The organism is Nocardia sp. NPDC055321, from assembly GCF_053645575.1.
Genome location: NZ_JBSHMS010000022.1, coordinates 18495 through 35042 on the forward strand (window position 1 = coordinate 18495; position 16548 = coordinate 35042).

Annotated in this window: 16 protein-coding genes; 9 read left to right on the forward strand and 7 right to left on the reverse strand. The window is 70.5% G+C overall.

Annotation, left to right across the window (positions count from 1 at the left end; translation table 11 throughout):
* Positions 1 to 90: 90 nt before the first annotated feature.
* The gene (locus ACWIGI_RS30555; RefSeq protein WP_454206147.1) at positions 91 to 3894 is read left to right on the forward strand and encodes an NACHT and WD repeat domain-containing protein; all 3804 of its coding nucleotides are present in this window, start codon (positions 91 to 93) and stop codon (positions 3892 to 3894) included.
* Between the two features lie 74 nt (positions 3895 to 3968).
* Here ACWIGI_RS30555 and ACWIGI_RS30560 read toward each other — a convergent pair whose 3' ends face one another.
* A complete protein-coding gene (locus ACWIGI_RS30560) occupies positions 3969 to 4271 on the reverse strand; it encodes a hypothetical protein (protein WP_454206149.1) in 303 nt (100 codons plus the stop codon).
* Between the two features lie 497 nt (positions 4272 to 4768).
* Here ACWIGI_RS30560 and ACWIGI_RS30565 point away from each other — a divergent pair, with 497 nt between their 5' ends.
* Positions 4769 to 5035 (forward strand): hypothetical protein, encoded by a 267-nt coding sequence (locus ACWIGI_RS30565; protein ID WP_454206150.1) that lies wholly within the window; start codon positions 4769 to 4771, stop codon positions 5033 to 5035.
* Between the two features lie 374 nt (positions 5036 to 5409).
* Entirely contained in the window at positions 5410 to 5922 is a 513-nt protein-coding gene (locus ACWIGI_RS30570; RefSeq protein WP_454206152.1) for a response regulator, read from the forward strand.
* A 37-nt stretch (positions 5923 to 5959) separates the two neighbouring features.
* Here the strand turns inward: ACWIGI_RS30570 and ACWIGI_RS30575 are convergent, their stop codons facing one another.
* Genes ACWIGI_RS30575 through ACWIGI_RS30585 form a run of 3 tightly spaced genes read right to left on the reverse strand, consistent with a single transcriptional unit; the run spans position 5960 to position 9786 of the window.
* Positions 5960 to 7513 carry a fatty acyl-CoA synthetase gene (locus ACWIGI_RS30575; protein ID WP_454206153.1) on the reverse strand — a complete coding sequence of 518 codons (1554 nt, stop codon included), beginning with the start codon at positions 7511 to 7513 and terminating at the stop codon, positions 5960 to 5962.
* Between the two features lie 15 nt (positions 7514 to 7528).
* Positions 7529 to 8605: an alcohol dehydrogenase catalytic domain-containing protein gene (locus tag ACWIGI_RS30580; protein ID WP_454206154.1), complete on the reverse strand. Its 1077-nt coding sequence runs from the start codon at positions 8603 to 8605 to the stop codon at positions 7529 to 7531.
* A 2-nt stretch (positions 8606 to 8607) separates the two neighbouring features.
* Positions 8608 to 9786 (reverse strand): LLM class flavin-dependent oxidoreductase, encoded by a 1179-nt coding sequence (locus ACWIGI_RS30585; RefSeq protein WP_454206155.1) that lies wholly within the window; start codon positions 9784 to 9786, stop codon positions 8608 to 8610.
* A 219-nt stretch (positions 9787 to 10005) separates the two neighbouring features.
* Here ACWIGI_RS30585 and ACWIGI_RS30590 point away from each other — a divergent pair, with 219 nt between their 5' ends.
* Positions 10006 to 10323, forward strand: coding sequence for a hypothetical protein (locus ACWIGI_RS30590; RefSeq protein ID WP_454206156.1), 318 nt, complete (start codon positions 10006 to 10008; stop codon positions 10321 to 10323).
* A gap of 10 nt (positions 10324 to 10333) precedes the next feature.
* Positions 10334 to 11014, forward strand: a complete 681-nt coding sequence (locus tag ACWIGI_RS30595; RefSeq protein WP_454206158.1) for a TetR/AcrR family transcriptional regulator — start codon at positions 10334 to 10336, stop codon at positions 11012 to 11014.
* Between the two features lie 91 nt (positions 11015 to 11105).
* On the opposite strand, the gene ACWIGI_RS30600 is transcribed toward ACWIGI_RS30595, so the two are convergent.
* Together ACWIGI_RS30600 and ACWIGI_RS30605 are read right to left on the reverse strand one after the other, a co-directional pair.
* A complete protein-coding gene (locus ACWIGI_RS30600; protein ID WP_454206160.1) occupies positions 11106 to 11567 on the reverse strand; it encodes a VOC family protein in 462 nt (153 codons plus the stop codon).
* Positions 11564 to 12142, reverse strand: coding sequence for a DinB family protein (locus tag ACWIGI_RS30605; RefSeq protein WP_454206162.1), 579 nt, complete (start codon positions 12140 to 12142; stop codon positions 11564 to 11566). Before ACWIGI_RS30605 ends, ACWIGI_RS30600 begins: the two co-directional genes overlap by 4 nt.
* Positions 12143 to 12210: 68 nt before the next feature.
* On the opposite strand from ACWIGI_RS30605, the gene ACWIGI_RS30610 reads away from it, so the two are divergent.
* Complete coding sequence (locus tag ACWIGI_RS30610) at positions 12211 to 13179, forward strand: helix-turn-helix transcriptional regulator (RefSeq protein ID WP_454206300.1); 969 nt, start codon at positions 12211 to 12213, stop codon at positions 13177 to 13179.
* A 33-nt stretch (positions 13180 to 13212) separates the two neighbouring features.
* Here ACWIGI_RS30610 and ACWIGI_RS30615 read toward each other — a convergent pair whose 3' ends face one another.
* On the reverse strand, positions 13213 to 14016 hold the full coding sequence (locus ACWIGI_RS30615; RefSeq protein WP_454206163.1) for an SDR family NAD(P)-dependent oxidoreductase: 804 nt from the start codon (positions 14014 to 14016) through the stop codon (positions 13213 to 13215).
* A gap of 134 nt (positions 14017 to 14150) precedes the next feature.
* On the opposite strand from ACWIGI_RS30615, the gene ACWIGI_RS30620 reads away from it, so the two are divergent.
* The 3 genes from ACWIGI_RS30620 (at position 14151) to ACWIGI_RS30630 (ending at position 16528) form a co-directional block, all read left to right on the forward strand.
* Complete coding sequence (locus ACWIGI_RS30620; RefSeq protein WP_454206165.1) at positions 14151 to 14735, forward strand: TetR/AcrR family transcriptional regulator; 585 nt, start codon at positions 14151 to 14153, stop codon at positions 14733 to 14735.
* Positions 14736 to 14777: 42 nt separating this feature from the next.
* Positions 14778 to 15650, forward strand: coding sequence for an NAD-dependent protein deacetylase (locus tag ACWIGI_RS30625; RefSeq protein ID WP_454206167.1), 873 nt, complete (start codon positions 14778 to 14780; stop codon positions 15648 to 15650).
* A gap of 329 nt (positions 15651 to 15979) precedes the next feature.
* On the forward strand, positions 15980 to 16528 hold the full coding sequence (locus ACWIGI_RS30630) for an AAA family ATPase (RefSeq protein ID WP_454206169.1): 549 nt from the start codon (positions 15980 to 15982) through the stop codon (positions 16526 to 16528).
* Positions 16529 to 16548 lie beyond the last annotated feature (20 nt).

The window sequence follows — 16548 nt, forward strand, 5'->3', positions numbered from 1 at the left end:
GGAGATCTGCCGACGGCGGCGCGGACGAGCGTCGGTAGCATCGAGGATCGACGCACAAACCGATCGGTATGAATTCGAAGGGTGCGAACAGTGACGACCAGTGCCCGGGGCGAGTTGGCGCAGCGGCTCGACGCGCTGTACTCCGCCGCCGGCGCGCCGCCGCTGCGCGTGATCAGCATGCGGGCCACCCGCGAGCTGCGGGTGCGCAATCCGCAGGGGCGCGAGATCAGCGCACAGCGGATCTCGGACTGGCGGCTCGGGCGCAGCGTGCCCGCCAAGTTCGACGGCCTGTCCGCCGTGCTGGGCGTGCTGGTGCCCGCCGCGCAGGCGCGCCGGCCCGATCCCGCACTGCCGGAACTGTATTCGATGACCGGCTGGCACAAACTCTGGTCGCGGGCGCAACAGGAGCGGACCGGAACACCGGCCGGGCCGGTCCCGGCGATCTGCCCGTACCCGGGACTGGCGGCCCTGACGATCACCGACGCGGAGTACTTCGCGGGGCGCGAGAACCAGATCGAGACGCTGCGCGCCCGCTTCACCGAGAACCTCGGCACCGGGGAACCGCTGATCCTGGTCGGCGACTCCGGCGTCGGGAAATCCTCGCTGCTGCAGGCCGGATTCGCCGCCCGGGTGCGCGCGGAATTCGACGTGCTGCCGGTCACACCCGGCGCGGTCGCCGCCGGGGCGCTCGCGGACTGGGCCGCCGAACGCGCCTCGGACTCGAAACCATATGTGCTGGTGGTCGATCAGCTCGAAGAGCTGTTCCTGCCGCCCTTCGACGACGACGCCGCGAGCCGCTATCTCGAGGTCCTGGCGTCCCTGGTGACCGGCGGCCCGGTGCTGCCCGGCCGGTGCGCGGGCGTGGTCGCGGCCCTGCGCGCCGACTTCTACACCCAGGCCGCCCGCTTCCCGGCCCTGGCCGCGCTGCTCGAACGCAATCAGATACTGCTCGGCCCGCCCAGCGTCGCCGAACTGACCGCCGCCATCGTCGAACCCGCCCGGCGCGTGGGGCTGCGCCTGGGCGACGGGCTGGTCGAGCTCATCCTGGCCGACCTCGGGGTCCGCGGCGGCGGCCGGGCCGTGCGCGCGGGCACCTTCCCGCTGCTCGCCCACGCCCTGCGCAGCACCTGGGAATTCCGCGAGGGCGACCTGCTGAGCGTGCGCGCCTACGAACGCGCCGGCGGCGTGCGCGGCGCGATCGCCACCAGCGCCGAACAGCAGTGGGAGAAATTCGACCCCCGCGAACGCGAGACCACCCGCATCCTGCTGCTGCAACTGGTGACCCCGGCCGCCGACGGCACCGCCGTGGGCCGGCACGTGGAGCGCGAGAGCCTGATTCGGCGCTGCCCGGACCAGGACTCGGCGCGCACCGTGCTGAACACGCTCGTCGCGGCCCGCATCCTCACCCAGGACGCGTCCGGCACCTCCCTGGCGCACGACGCCGTGCTCAGCGCCTGGCCGCGCCTGGCCGAATGGGTGGACGAGGACCGCGAGGACGCGATCGTGCGGCACCGGTTGCACACCGACGTCGAGGAATGGGCGGGCGCCGGGCGCGATCGCTCGCTGCTGTACCAGGGGACCCGGCTCGCGGTGGCGAGTGACCTACGGTCCCGCATGCCGAATGTGCTGTCCCCCTTGGGAATCGAATTCCTCGATGCGGCCGAGCAGGTACGGCGGCGCGGGGTGCTCGGCAAACGGGCGCTGGCGCTGTTCCTGGTCGTCGGCGCGATCGTGACCTCGGTGCTGGCCGTGGTGTCCATGCGACAGAGCCGGCTCGCCGATCGCGAGCGCGAAGACGCGCAGTTCGCCGCGCTGGTCGCCGCGGCCCAGCACAACCAGGCCGGCGACCCGACCGAATCGGCGCAGCTCGCACTCGTCGCCACCGCCGTACGGCCCGATGATCCGCAGGCCCGCGGCCTGCTGCTGGCCTCGCAGGCCGCCCCGCTCGCGGCCACCGTGCCCGCGCACGAGGGCGCGATCTACGGTGTGGCGCAATCCCGAGACGGCATCGTCGCCTCGGGCGGCTACGACAACGCGGTGCGGCTGTGGCGGCGCGACGACGCCCGCGGGCTGACCGCGCTGGGCGCCGCGCTGCCCGCGGACGCCTGGGTGGCGTCGGTGGCCTTCTCGCCCGACGGGCGAACGCTGTTCGCCAGCACGGCTTCCGGGCGCGTGCACCGCTGGGACGTCTCCGACCCCGCTCATCCCGTGCGCGCCGACACCATCGACCTCGGGCATCGCGGGGCGGTGTACGCGGTCGCGGTGCGCGCGGACGGCCGCTGGATCGCCACCGCCGGGGACGACCGCACGGTCCGCCTGCACGATCTGGCGTCCGGGGCGACCGTCACGCTCACCGGACACGACGCGCCCATCCGCACCCTGGCCTTCGCACCGGACGGGAACACGCTCGCCAGCGGCAGCGACGACCGGACAGCGCGGCTGTGGGACGTCACCGACCCCGCCGCCGCGCGAGCGCTCGGCGCACCCCTGGCCGGGCAGCGCCTGACGATCCACGCCGTCGCCTTCAGCCCCGACGGGAGCGTGCTCGCCACCGGCAGCGACGACCAGAGCTTCCAGCTGTGGTCGATGCGCGACCGGGCGAACGCGGCGCCGCTGGGACCGCCGGTGCCCGCGCGCACCGCGGCGGTCTGGTCGGTGACCTTCGCCCCGGACGGCCGGACCCTGGTCACCGCCGGGCGGGACGGCACCGCCGATCTGTGGAGCGTGATCGATCCCCGCCGGCCGGTGCCGGTGGGAAAACCCATGGGCGGCAGCCGCGGTGCGCTCGCGGCCGCCCTCTTCCTGGACGAGGGCCGGGTGCTGACCGGCGGCCAATCCGGCGAATTGCAGGTCTGGACGCTCTCACCCGCCGAACTCGCCGGCCACACCGCGCAGGTGCAGGCCCCCGCCTTCGACGCCTCGGGCGCGCTCATGGCGACCGGGTCGTGGGACGGGACCGTCCTGCTGTGGGACACCACCGGCGCGACCCCGCGCCCGATCGCCGCCGCGCCCATGCCCGCGGACGTCCGGGTCGAGAACCTCGCGCTCGCGCCGGACGGCCGCACCCTGGCGGTGAGCCTGGTCGACAGCGGGCCGGTGCTGCTGTTCGACCTCGCCGATCGCACCGCACCCCGGCCGCTGCCCACCCTGGACCTGCCGCAGGCGCGCTACGCGCACGAGATCGCGTTCTCGCCCGACTCGCGCCACCTGGCGACCGCGCTCACCGACACCAGCGTGCAGATCTGGGACCTCGGCGATCGCGACCGGCCGGTCGCGCAGGACAGCGCGCTGACCGGGCCGGGCGGGTGGGTGAACGCGGTGGCCTTCGCGCCCGACGGGACACGTTTGTACGCGGTATCGGGCGAGGGGCGGGTGCACAGCTGGAATCTGGCCGCGGCGCAACGCACCTCGACCGTGCTGGCCGATTACCACCGCAGCCTGAACGCGCTCTCGATCAGCGCCGACGGCACACTCCTGGCAACCGGTGGTGACGATCAGATCGTGCGGGTGGCGCGCCTGGACGGCGATCGCGCCGACGAACTCGCGGCACTCGGCGGCTACTCGAGCGCGATCCGGTCGGTGAGTTTCGATCCCGGGGCGCGGTCGCTGGCCACCGGTGCGGACGATCAGACCGTGCGGCTGTGGTCCATCGCCGATCCCGCCGCGCCGGAGGCGATGGGCGCCTCGATCGTGCCGCGCGGCACGGTGCGCTGGCGGGTGCAGTTCAGTCCCACCGGGATGCTCGGCGCGGGCGGGGGCAACGCGGTGCTGAGTTGGCTGAACACCGACGCGTCGGCGGCGGCCGAGCGGGTGTGCGCGGCGAGCGTGGGTTCCGAACTCGACGGGGATTGGCGGCAATGGCGTCCGGAATTGGCCGCCGCCTGCGCGCGCTGATCGTATTCGGAAATGCGGAAAGCCCGCACGGCCGGGAGGAATGCGGCCGTACGGGCTTTTCGGGGGTGGGGCTATCAGAAGCCGATGTGCAGACCGAGCAGGTCGCCGCCGAACAGGGTGAGGTTGTTGAACAGCTGAGTGAATCCAGAAAGCATGAGCGTGTCCTTCTCGGTCGAACTGTGTTGGGGAGTTGCTCCGGTCTTCGCCGGTGCCACATCAGATTTGCACTGGATGTCCAGTCCGTTTCGGGTGCCGGTGGAAGATCGCCCGGTCGCGCCGGGAAAACGTACTTTCCGGTCCGGACAGATCCGGGTCCGGACCGGACGGATACGCCCGCGGATCGGCTCTCGCCGGTGGACGGTTTCGCGATTTTGCATCCGGGCAAACCTCATCAAATGGGATTATTCGGAGGCCGTTTAGATTCGACGTGATTCGTGTAGACAACCGGTCGAATCAGTCAAAACGCCTGGAAATGACGTGCATCACCGGTGTGTGGGAAGTAATTACTAGTGTTTTCCTGCAAAAGATGATGACGTCTCGATCCGTGCAGTAGCGTGCAGTCCGCGAACCGTCAGCGATCAGTGCTGACACGATTGTTTCGATAGGAGCTCTGCCATGGCTGAATTCATTTCCGGTGGTCTGTTCGACGCGTTGCTCAAGATGGTCATCGGCTCGATGAGCGGCTCGGCAAGTGGCAGCGTGCCCTGCCCCTAGGGTTTCGCGGTCCGGCGCCCGCAGGAGTGCTCGCTCCCCGGGCGTGCGGGGCCTTCGATTGCGGGATGGACTCGGGTCCGGTCCGGGTGCGAACAGCGAGCGCATACTGGTCGGGTTGTTTCTGATCGGGACGGACACCTCACACTCCGGAGGCACCTCGATGAAGCGTCAGCAGAATCTGTCCCAGGACGCCCGGCGCAAGGCCGACGCCGAAAGCGCCGCCGCCCACCGCGCCGAACGGCACGATCAAATGCGGGACATGAATCTCGCTCGCGAGGACTCCGGCGGTGATTACGAACCCGCCGACCGCGAGGACATGGAGGGCATCGATCGCCCCCGTACCCGCATGCGCGACGACCGCCACGCCGCCGAAGCCGCGGCCCACGACGCCGTCCGCCGCGCGAACACCGAGCTCGACGGCGACTGACCGTCGGGGTGGATCCGGGCATTCCATTCGGGGGATGCCCGGCGCCGCTCGTCTCGCGCGCGTCCACGGCCGACTCGGCCGGTTGAGGTTCGGAACCGGTGTTCGGGACTCGGAGTTGACTCCGAGGTGAACTGCGGGGGACGTCCAGGACTCGGTGTGGTCACGAAAGTGCGGGGCAGCGGAGTGGTGTGTCACGGGACGAGGACGATCCGGTCTATCCGGAGATCTGATATCCGCTTTTCATTGCTGGACAGTAACTGGAACGCCTAGGGTTCGAGATCTGGCATTCGGGACAAATCCCACAGGGGTGGGGGAGTCCGCAGGGTGCGATCGAGTTCGGGTTGCAGGGTCCCCCGTTACTGAAGGGCAACACTATGAACCGTCACCAGCTCTCCGCCCGGCGAGTGCCGCGCCCGCTCATCCATCCCCATCGGGAATCCGATCCCGCCCTCGCGCGGGTGCTGGTCGTCGAAGGACACCGGGCCACCGCCGAGATGGCGCTGCTGGTGCTCTCGGCCGCCGGATACGACTCGATGCACGCCCCGAACGGGCACCAGGCCCTGGCCCTGTCCGAGCGCTGGCATCCGGACCTGGTGCTGCTGGACCTGAGATTGCCCGATCTGCACGGCGTCGAGGTGTGCCGGCGACTGCGGATCACCGGCGACGCCCCGATCATGATCGTGTCCGCCGAGCCGGACCGCGGTGTGATCGAGAGCGCGCTCGCCGCCGGCGCCGCCGACTATCTCCCCAAGCCCTTCCGCACGAGCGAACTGCTCACTCGGATTCACGCTCGCCTGCACCCGGACCTGGTGATCGACGAGCGCGAGGACAACGAGCCGCGCGCGGCCGTGCCGGTCGTGCGGCACGCGGCACGGCTCGCCGACTAGGCGGGCTGGGAGCCGGTTCGACTCCCGGCGAGCTCGATCACCCCGGCGAGACCGTTCCGGAGCGCAGTTCGCGTTTGAGGAGTTTGCCGCTCTGGTTGCGCGGCAGCGACTCCGCGAACCGAACGATCTTCGGGACCTTGAACGGGGCGAGCCGCTCCTTCACATGCGCGATGAGGTCGCCGGCGGCGACCGCGTCGGTGTCGGCGCGCAACACCACCACGGCCGTCACCGCCTCGATCCAGCGCGGGTCCGGGGTGCCGATCACCGCCACCTCCGCCACCGCCGGGTGGGTGTAGAGCGCGTCCTCGACCTCGCGCGAGGCCACCAGGATGCCGCCGGTGTTGATCACGTCCTTGATCCGGTCGACCACGGTGATGAAGCCCTCCGCGTCGCGGACCACGAGATCGCCCGAGTGGAACCAGCCGTCGGTGAACGCGGCCGCGGTCGCCTCCGGGTTCTCCCAATAACCCAGGCACAGTTGCGGTGAGCGGTACAGGATCTCCCCGGGCACGCCCGCGGCAACGTCCACGCCGGCGGCGTCGACAACCCGCGCCTCCACGAACAGCACCGGACGCCCGCACGAGTCCGGCCGGTCCGTGTGCTCCGCGGGACGCAGCACGGTCGACAGCGGGCCGATCTCCGACTGCCCGAAGCAGTTGTAGAAGCCCAGTGCCGGATAGCGGTCGCGCAGCCGTTGCAACACGGTGACCGGCATGATCGACGCGCCGTACTGCGCCTTGCGCAGCGAGGACAGATCGTGCTCGTCCAGCCCCGGGTGCGTGGCCAGCGGAACCCAGACGGTCGGTGCGAGGAACAGCGAACCGATGCGTTCGGCCTCGACCGTGCGCAGGATCTCGGGAATGTCCGGCACGGGCAGCAGCCGCACGGTGGCCCCGACCGCCAGGTACGGCAGCATGAACACGTGCATGCCCGCCGAGTGGTACAGCGGCATGCAGATCAGCGGGTTGTCCGCCGCGTCCAGGTCGAGCGCGACGATGGCGCTGGTGTACTCGTGCACCAGAGCGCGATGAGTCATCATGGCGCCCTTGGGTTTCGACGTCGTGCCCGAGGTGTACAGCAGCTGCGCGAGATCGGTGTCGGCGGTCCCGGACTCCCACGGCGGCACCGGCCCCGCCGCCGAGGTGTCCAGCAGGGAATCGGCCGCGTCCCGCAGCGGGAGCACGGCGCATCCCGGCGGCAGTACCGGCGTGAGGTGCGCGGTCAGTTCCGGATCGGCGAGTACCGCACGCGCACCGGACTGTTCGAGCAGATACGCCAGTTCGTCGCCGCGCAGGGCGTAGTTGATCGGGACGTGAACCAGCCCGGCGCGAGCGGCGGCCAGAAACGCTATGACGTAGGCATCGGAGTTGGTGCCGTAGGCGGCGATTCGGTCGCCCGGCGTCGATCCGAGCCCCCGCAGCCGGGCTGCGGCCCGGGTGACGGCGTCGTCGAGTTCGCGATAGGTGAAGGCGCGGTCCGCGAACCGCACGGCCACCCGGCCGGGATGGCGGGCGGCGCTGCGGCGCAGCATGCCGTCGACCGTCCCGGCGCGGGGATCAGTGATGGGAGAGGACAATTCGGAGCCCGTCATCGTTCCAAGGATCGTTCAGTCCGCGGTGCCGCGGGGATGAACGATGATCTTCACGTGCTCGCGCGGTGAACGCAGCGCGGTGAACGCCTCCGCCACCCCGTCTAGTCCGACGCGGCCGGTGATCAGGGCCTCGGCGTCGATCACGCCGTCCGCCAGCCGGTTCAGCGTGATGTCGTACGGCTCCTGATAGTTGCCGTGACCGAAGTTCACCGCGATGCGCCGGAATTGGCCGACCACCGGAACGATGGTCTCCTCGGCGAACCCCGCGGCCAGGACCTGGATGCGGGAGTTGAACGGCAGCTGATGCAGCAGTTCGCCGATCACGCCCGCGCGGCCGCTGCACTCGTAGGCGATGAGAATCCCCGAATCCGCCTCGCTCACCAGTGAATTGCCCTCGGCGGCCAGGGCGTTCCACACCTCGATGGGATCCTGCTCGGTGGGATCGACCACGATGTCCGCGCCCATCCGCCGGGCGAGTTCGCGGCGGGCGGGTGAGGGTTCGGAGGCGATCACCACGCGCGCGCCGTGTGCCTTCGCCGCGACGATCGCGCCCAGGCCGATGGTGCCGCAACCGATCACGAGCGCGGAGTCGGCGGCGGTCAGACCGGACTGCTGCACGTGCATTTCGCCGACATGCAGCGGTTCGGCCAGGGTGGCATGGTCCAGGGACAGGTTGTCGGGTACCTTGCGCACCCAGTAGGCGTCCACCACGATCTGTTCGCCGAACGCGCCGTGATAGGTGTTCGAGTAGCCGATGATCGTCGGGATTCCGGTGGCGGTGTCGGTGGCCAGGCCGATGCCGGCGACCCGGTCGCCCACCGCGAAATCGGTGACGTCGGAGCCGATCTCGGCGACGATCCCCGCGTACTCGTGGCCCAGTACCACCGGTCGGTCGGTGTCGAACTCGGCCAGCGGGTATCCGGCCGCGTTCGCGACTCCCACGAACCGGCAGGGGTCCTTCGACACCGACAGGTCACTGCCGCAGATGCCGCAGGCCACCACGTCGATGCGAATCTGCCAGGAGCCCAGGGCCGGTGGCGCGTCCACCTCGGCCACGGAGAACTGCCCCTCGAGGAATTGTGTTGCGCGCATGGTCAGGCTCCAGTCTGTGCGCCGTAGTAGTCGGTGTGGGCCTTGGTGATGGCGGTGACCAGCTGCCCGATCAGCAGGTCGCGGTTGTCCTGCGCGAATTGCAGGCTCGCTTCGCGACCGCGGTTGCGGTTCTTGAAATGCGGGATGACCTCGGAGGCGAACAGCTCGTAGCTGCGCTTGGTGTCCTCCCAGCTCGCCATGTCCACGTGCAGCACGAGCATGGTGCCGAACCCGCCCGTCTTGTCGATCAGGCGCTGGATCTGCTCGATGGCCTCGTCCGGGGTGCCGATGATGGCCTGGCCGAACTCCCCGAGGGTGTCGTTGCGCCACTGGTCGATGATGCCCTTGGGCGTCCGTGCCCAGTCCGGGCTCTGGCCGGTCTGGCGGTTGACGTAGGCGGCCATCGAGCCGATGCGCCGCGACACCGCGCGCTCGGCGTCGGCGCGGGACTCGGCCAGGAAGATCGGGTTCACCAGCCGCCAGTTGGCGCGGTCGGCGATGTGCCCGTGTTCGGCGCATGTCTTCTCGTAGACGCCCCAGTTGCGATCGAGCACCTCGAATCCGCCGGGCGAGCTGGCGGCCAGGGACAGCAGCGACAGGCCGTGGGTGCCCGCGAGCACCGAGCCGTTCGGGGAAATGGTTGACGCCGTGGCGATTTCGATTCCGGCGGGGTCATAGGTGGGCAGCTGGGCGCGCGCGTCCTTCAGGGTGAACCAGTCGGTCCGCATGTCGACGACCTCGCCGCGCAGCAGCCGGGTGATCGCTTCGAGGGCCTCGCCCTGGCGGCGGCGCTGATCGGAGGGGTCGATGCCCATCATGTGGGCGTCGAGGGGGATCTTGCCCGGGCCCGTGCCGAAGATGAGCCGTCCGCGCGTCTGCAGGTCGAGCTGGGTGATGCGGTCGGCGGTGATCAGCGGGTGGTGGTAGGGCAGGGACACCACGCCGGTGCCGAAGCGGATGCGCTGCGTGCGCTCGGCCGCGGCGGCGATGAAAAGGTCGGGGGCGGGGACGATCTCGGCGCCGGTGGAGTGGTGCTCACCCATCCAGGCCTCGTCGAAACCGAGGTGGTCCAGATGCTCCATCAGGTCGATATCGCGGCGCAGCTGCAGCGCGGGATCGGCGTCGAGGGGGTGGTACGGGGCCAGGAAGGCGCCGAATTTCATCGAGCTGGGGGTCCACATGGAACGGGTATCTCCTCGTCGAGACGGGGCTGTGAGCGGGCTCACTGCGGTGCCCCTTCATGACAACATGGATCGAGTGATCCAAAAATGAGTGTCTCGCTGAGTGGAACGGGGCGGAAAAGCCGCGACGGATAACGAATCTTCGCTTGACTCTGATGGGCGTTGCCGATCTACAGTGGATCAACCGATCCAGTATTTTCGCTACCGTGGGAGCCCGCTGTGTACCTCGACGTCGAACCCGGCGGGCCGAGCCCGCGCCTGGTCGAACCGGATGACTTCACCATCCTGTCGGTGGTGGTCACCGGTCCTCGCGACGACGAGCTCCTGCGCTCCGCGCTGTCCGGCTGGGCGGAATTCGACGGCACGCACGCCTGGCTCGATATCGAACGCCTGGAGATCGAATTGCGGGCCGCGCTGACCGCCGGCTCGCGCTGGGAGCAGGGGTTCGCCGCGATGCTCGGGTACGCGCGCGATGCGGGCTGGCTGGATGACTCGGGCCGGGCGGTGCGCGCGCATTGCCGATGGGCGCTCGGGTGATCGAGGTCCGATGAGCCGGACGTTCGAGGCCGGCCGAGCCTGTGCCAAGCTCGGATCCATGCTCACGCCCGCCAATCGTCAAGGCGCCACGACCCGCACCCGACTGCTGAAGACCGCCGAGCGGCTCTTCGCCGCCGAGGGCGTGGACGCGGTGTCGGTGCGCGCGATCAATGCCGCCGCCGGCCTGGGCGCGGCCTCGGTGAACTATCACTTCGGCACGAAAACCGATCTGCTGTCGGCGGTTCTGCTCGACTTGGGCGCGCCCGTGCGCGACCGGATCCGAGCGAACGTCGATGTACTGGGCGCTCGCCCCGCGCCGCCGACTCCCGCCGAGCTGGTGGACGCGGTCACCGGCCCCTATCGGGCGCTGCTGCACGACCACCGCACCCGCGGCATGCGCTGGATCAAAATCGTTTCCCAGTTGTCGGTGCAGGCTCACCCCGCCCTCGAAGCCGCCGAGGAAGACCTGCGCGGCGTCCTGCTCGCACAGGTCCGTCGTACCTTCCCCGGCAGCGATCCCACCCGGCTGGAACGCCGCTGGGCGGTGGCCCTGACGACGTTCCTGCAGGCGCTGGCGCATGCCGACGATTCGAGCGCGGCGCACGCGCTGACCGCCGCCGAACTGACCGAGTTCCTCGACGATCAGGTGGTGTTCCTGCGCGGGGGCCTGAGCGCGCTGCTCGGCGACTGAGGCGCGGGCGCGAGTTCGCCTCTCGCGTCGCACGGGGATTCGATCCCGCTGTGCCGGTCCGGAATTCGGTGGCGGCCGCGCCGCCCGGCACTCAGTCCAGGCAGAATTCGTTGCCTTCGGGATCCGCCATGACGATATGGCCGAACCCCATGGGCGGCTCCGGCTCGACGCGGGTGAGACGCTTCGCGCCCAGTGCGACCAGGCGATCGCATTCGGCCTCGAGCGCGGCCATCCGCTCCGCGCCCTGCAGGCCCGGCGCCACGCGCACGTCCAGATGCACGCGGTTCTTGGCGACCTTGTCCTCGGGCACCTGCTGGAAGAACACGCGCGGGCCGGACCCGTCCGGGTCCTCGATGGCCGAGCGGGTGTTGCGGTGTTCGGGCGGGACGCCCAGCGCGGCCAGGAACTCGTCCCACGCCGCCAGGGGGTCCGCGCCGGCGGGCAGTTCGACCCCGGGCGGGCCGGGGTGGACATAGCCGAGCACGTCGCGCCAGAAGGTCGAGAGCGCCTTCGGGTCGTGCGCGTCGAAGGTGATCTGCAGGTGGCGGCTCATCGGGCGGCTCCGTTCGTGGTGTGCAGGTAGAGATCGCGCAGCAGGGCGACCTCGGACAGATGGTGGATGAGTTCCCGGTGGATGTGCAGGACCAGCGCGGCCATCGGCAGGTCCGGGTAGGGCTCGGCGGGTCCACACGGTACGGCCAGTCCGTCGCTGCCGAGCGCTCGAACCCCGGAAATCCATGTGCCGAGCTGTGTTTCGAGTTGTTCGAGAGCCTGTTTCGCGGTCCTCGCGTATTCCCAGTCCTCGTACGAGGCGGCGGGTGCGCCGAAATGCGCGGCGTTGCGGGCCGCGAGCACACCCACGATCACATGACCGAGTCGCCAGGCGATCGTGGTGAACGGCGCGGGATCCGGTGGCGGGTAGGCGAAGTCGATGGTGAAGTCGCCGCGGCCCGCCTGGATGGGGGCGGTCGAGGCGCCGCGCGGGTACACGCTCCAGGCGTTGGGCACCGGCGACCAGAAGTACTCGTCGTCGCTCAGGCCCTCGAGTCGTTGCCGCACCTGGTGATTCCAGTGGAACTCCCACTGGTCGCACAGCAGGGCGTTCCAGTCCGGTTCGTCTGCGTCCATGCGGCTACTCTGACAGCAATAGCGGACAGTATCGGTCCGCAATCGCACGGACACTCGGTGAGGTGGCCATGACGGACCGGGACGACCGGGGAACGACCGAACGGGTGCTGACCCTGCTCGGGCTGCTGCAGCAGCGGCAGGTGTGGACCGGGCCCGAGCTGGCCGAGCGGCTCGCGGTCACCGTGCGCACGGTGCGCCGCGACGTCGAACGGCTGCGCGCGCTGGGCTATCCGGTGCACGCCAGTCAGGGGGTCGGCGGGGGATATCAGCTCGGGTCGGGGCAGGATCTGCCGCCGCTGCTGCTGGACGACGAGGAGGCCATCGCCACGGCCGTCGCGCTGCTGGTCGGTGCGGGCGGTGCGCTGACCGGGGCGGGCGACGCGGCGTTGCGGGCGCTGACCAAACTCGACCGGGTGCTGCCCGCGCGGCTGCGGCACGAGATGCGGGTGCTCACCGAGGCCATCGAATCGTTCGATCGCGGCCGGTCCCCGGTCGACCCGGACGCGATCATGACCCTGGCGCGCGCGTGCCACGATCAGCTCGAAGCCGGGTTCGACTACCCGGCCGGTGACGCGGTGGCCCGGCGCCGCGTCGAGCCCTACCGCCTGGTGGCCTCGGATCGGCGCTGGTACCTGCTCGCCTACGATCTCGAGCGGGCCGACTGGCGGACGTTCCGGGTCGACCGGATGCGCGAAGTCGCCCTGCGCACCTGGCATTTCCGCGCCCGCCCGGCGCCGGACGCGGCGGCCTTCGTGCAGGAGAGCGTCGCGGCCCGGGTGTATCCCCGGCGGGCGCGGTTTCTGGTGCACGCGCCCGCCGACACCGTCCGCGCCCAGGTGCCGCCCGCCGCGGCGGTGGTCGAGGCCCTCGATGCCGAGTCGTGCGAACTCCGCAGCGGGGCAGCCAATCTCGATGCCGTGCTGATGCACGTGCTGGTGCTGGGCCACCGCTTCGAGGTCCTCGAACCGCCCGAATTGGCTGTGCGCGCACGGCTTCTCGCGGGAAATCTGGCCGCCGCGGGTGGTGGCGGGTCGTAGCGGCCGGGGGTCGACCGGGTTCCGGCCCGTCGGTCAGACCCGCGCGTGCGTGTCGGCCACCTGGCGGGTGGCGATCTTGGCGATGCGGGCGACCAGGGTGCGGGGGCGGCGGGGGAGCAGGTGCGCCGAGGCGAAGTTGCCGATGCCCGGGACCACGTAGCCCCGGTTGCGTTCCAGGGCGCGCAGACTCGCCCGCACCACCTGGTCCGCGCTGCCCATCGGCGCGCCGATCGCGGCCTTGCGGGTGCCGACCACGTCGAAGAATTGGGTTTCGGTCGGCCCGGGGCAGACCGCGAGGACCTTGACGCCGCGATCGCTGTACTCGCGCCACAGCGCGAGGCTGAAGTTCAGGACGAACGCCTTCGTGGAGGCGTAGGTGGCGAAGTAGGGGGAGGGCTGGAACGCCGCGGTCGAGGCGACGTTCACGACCTCGCCGGCGCCGCGCTCGAGCATGCCGGGGATCAGGAGCCGGGTCAGTCCGGCCAGGGCGACGATGTTGACCATCAGCTGGTCGTGCTCGCTCTCGGCGGGTAACTCCTCGAATCGGCCCGCGCTGCCGAACCCGGCGTTGTTGACGAGGAGGTCGACGATCAGGCCGCGGCGGGCGACCTCGTCGGTGACGCGGGTGGCGGCATCCGGGTGCGCGAGATCCTGGCCGATGACCTCGACGCGGACGCCGTGGCGGTTACGCAGTTCCGCGGCAAGGGATTCCAGCCGCTCGATCGAGCGCGCGACGAGTATCAGATCGTCGCCGCGCGCGGCCAGCGCCGCCGCGAACTCCGCGCCGATGCCGAACGAGGCGCCGGTGACCAGTGCTGTTCTTCCCGAGTGGGCCATGGTGGTTCTCCTTCGATCCTTGGTAACACGAGAGTAGCGAATTAATCAGAACATGCAACACCAATGTTGCAGATTGAGGGTGAAAGGGTCACCCGGTGTAGTCTCTCGGGGAGAATCTCAGCGAAGAGGAGTCCATGCCGCAGCCGCCCGCCCGACCCTTGCGCGCCGACGCCGAACGGACCGTGCGCGCGATCCTGGACGCGGCCGAGCGGGTGTTGAGCGAGAACCCGAACGCGACGCTGGAACAGATCGCCGAGGCCGCGGGGGTCGCGCGCACCACCGTGCACCGGCGCTTCGCGAACCGCGACGACCTGGTGCGCACGATGGCGCTCACCGCGTGGCGGCGCATGGACGCGGCGGTCGACGCCGCCCGTCCGCTGTCGGCGCCGCCCATGGTCGCGTTGCACCAGGCCACGGCCAACGTCATCCAGATCAAGTACGGCGCGAGCTACGCGCTCGACCGCGCCGTCGAATCCGATCCCGAGATCGCCGCCATCCAGGCCGAGGTGTTCGCCAAATGTGATGCGGCGCTTGCCCGCGCGCAGACCGAGGGCCTCATCGACGCCGGTGCGGACCTGCTCTGGGCGCGCCGGGTGTACATCGCGCTGATCGGCGAAACCGTCCATGGGGACACCACCCTGGACGGCACCGCGGATCCGGACGCCCTGGCGAGCCGGTTGATCGACACCTTCCTCGCGGGTGTGGGACCCCGGCGGTAGTCGCCGCGCCACCGTTCGCCGCACGGCTCGTACACTGCGTTCATGCCCGACGCCGGCTCACCCGGAGCCCAGCCGGCTCCCGATATCGCCCCGCTGCTGGACCTGTTCGCGGGCCGGCGCGTGGTCGTGCTGACCGGCGCGGGCATCTCCACCGACAGCGGTATCCCGGACTATCGCAGTCCGGGCGCGCCGCCCACCAATCCCATGACCTACCAGCAGTTCGTCGGTGACCCGGTCTTCCGGCAGCGGTACTGGGCCCGCAATCACGTGGGCTGGCGGCGCATGGACGCGAGCCGCCCCAACGCCGGCCATCGCGCGCTGGCCCGGCTCGAGCGGGCGGGGCTGGTCACGGGCCTGCTGACCCAGAACGTCGATCTGCTGCACACCAAGGCCGGGCAGCGCGCGGTGATCGACCTGCACGGCACGTACCTGCGGGTCCGGTGTCTGGCCTGCGGGGCGCGCATCTCCCGGCTGACGCTGGCCGAGCGCCTGGAGCACGCCAATCCGGGTTTCGCCGACGATCCGGCCCGCACCGGCGTGGAGGTCGCGCCCGACGCCGACGCGGTGGTCGCCGACACCGCGAACTTCCGGGTGGTCGACTGCGCCGACTGCGGCGGCATGCTGAAGCCGGACATCGTGTATTTCGGCGAGTCGGTGCCCAAAGACCGTGTGGCGGAGGCGTTCGCGATGGTCGACGCGGCCGACGCGCTCCTGGTGGCGGGCTCGTCGCTGACCGTGATGTCGGGCCTGCGCTTCGTGCGCCATGCCGCGAAGACCGGCCGGCCCGTGGTGATCGTGAATCGCGGCGCCACCCGCGCCGACGACCTGGCGACCCTGCGCTACGACGCCGGCTGCGCCCCGACCCTGACCGCGCTGGCGGACGGGTTCGCGGGGGATCGCGTTCCCGCACACTGATTTCGGCGGCCGGCTCGCACGCGGGCCACGCCGGTTGCGGCGGACCGGCACTGGCTGGCGAGTCGTATGCCGTAGGGCGTGCTCGTGAGTGACGAGTGCCGCGCTGACTGCGCTTGGGCTCGGTAGAGGTCGGTGCATCAGTCACTCTGGTTGTGGCAGTTCGGCCTACGAGGGGTGGGTGACCCGGGCCGACGAGTCGCATTTCCCAGTGCGGGCTTGCGGTTGGTGGGTCGGGCGCGGACAGCGCTTGCGCTGGGGACCGGGCCGGTCGATACCGTGGGGTGCACCGGCGGCCCGTCCCGGGCGCCCAGGCGGAAAGGACCGAACGGGTGACCACATCGTCCGCGCCGCAGGCGATCATTCTCATCACCGGCATTCAGGCGGCTGGGAAATCGACCGTCGCGCAGGCGCTGGCCGAGCGGCTGGAGCGGTCGGTGCACGTGCGGGGAGATCTGTTCCGGCGCATGGTGATCAACGGGCGCGCGGACATGACGCCGGACCCGTCGGCGGAGGCCGTGCGCCAGCTCCGGCTGCGGCATCGGCTGACCGCCTCGACCTGTGACGAGTACTTCCGGGCGGGTTTCACCGTCGTCGCGCAGGACGTCGTGCTGGGTGCGCACCTGACCGAGATGCTCGACATCATCGTGGCGCGGCCGCTGCTGGTGGTGGTGCTCGCGCCGCGGCCCGAGGCGATCGAGCGGCGTGAGGCCGGCCGCGGCAAGGACGCCTACGGCCGGTGGACCATCGACCTGCTCGACGCGGGGCTGCGGAACGAGACCCCGCGCATCGGGCTGTGGCTGGACACCTCGGACCAGACCCCGGAGGAGACCGTCGACGACATCCTCGCGCGGGCCTGGACCGAGGCCGTGATCGATTGACGGTCCGTCACCCCGGGGCG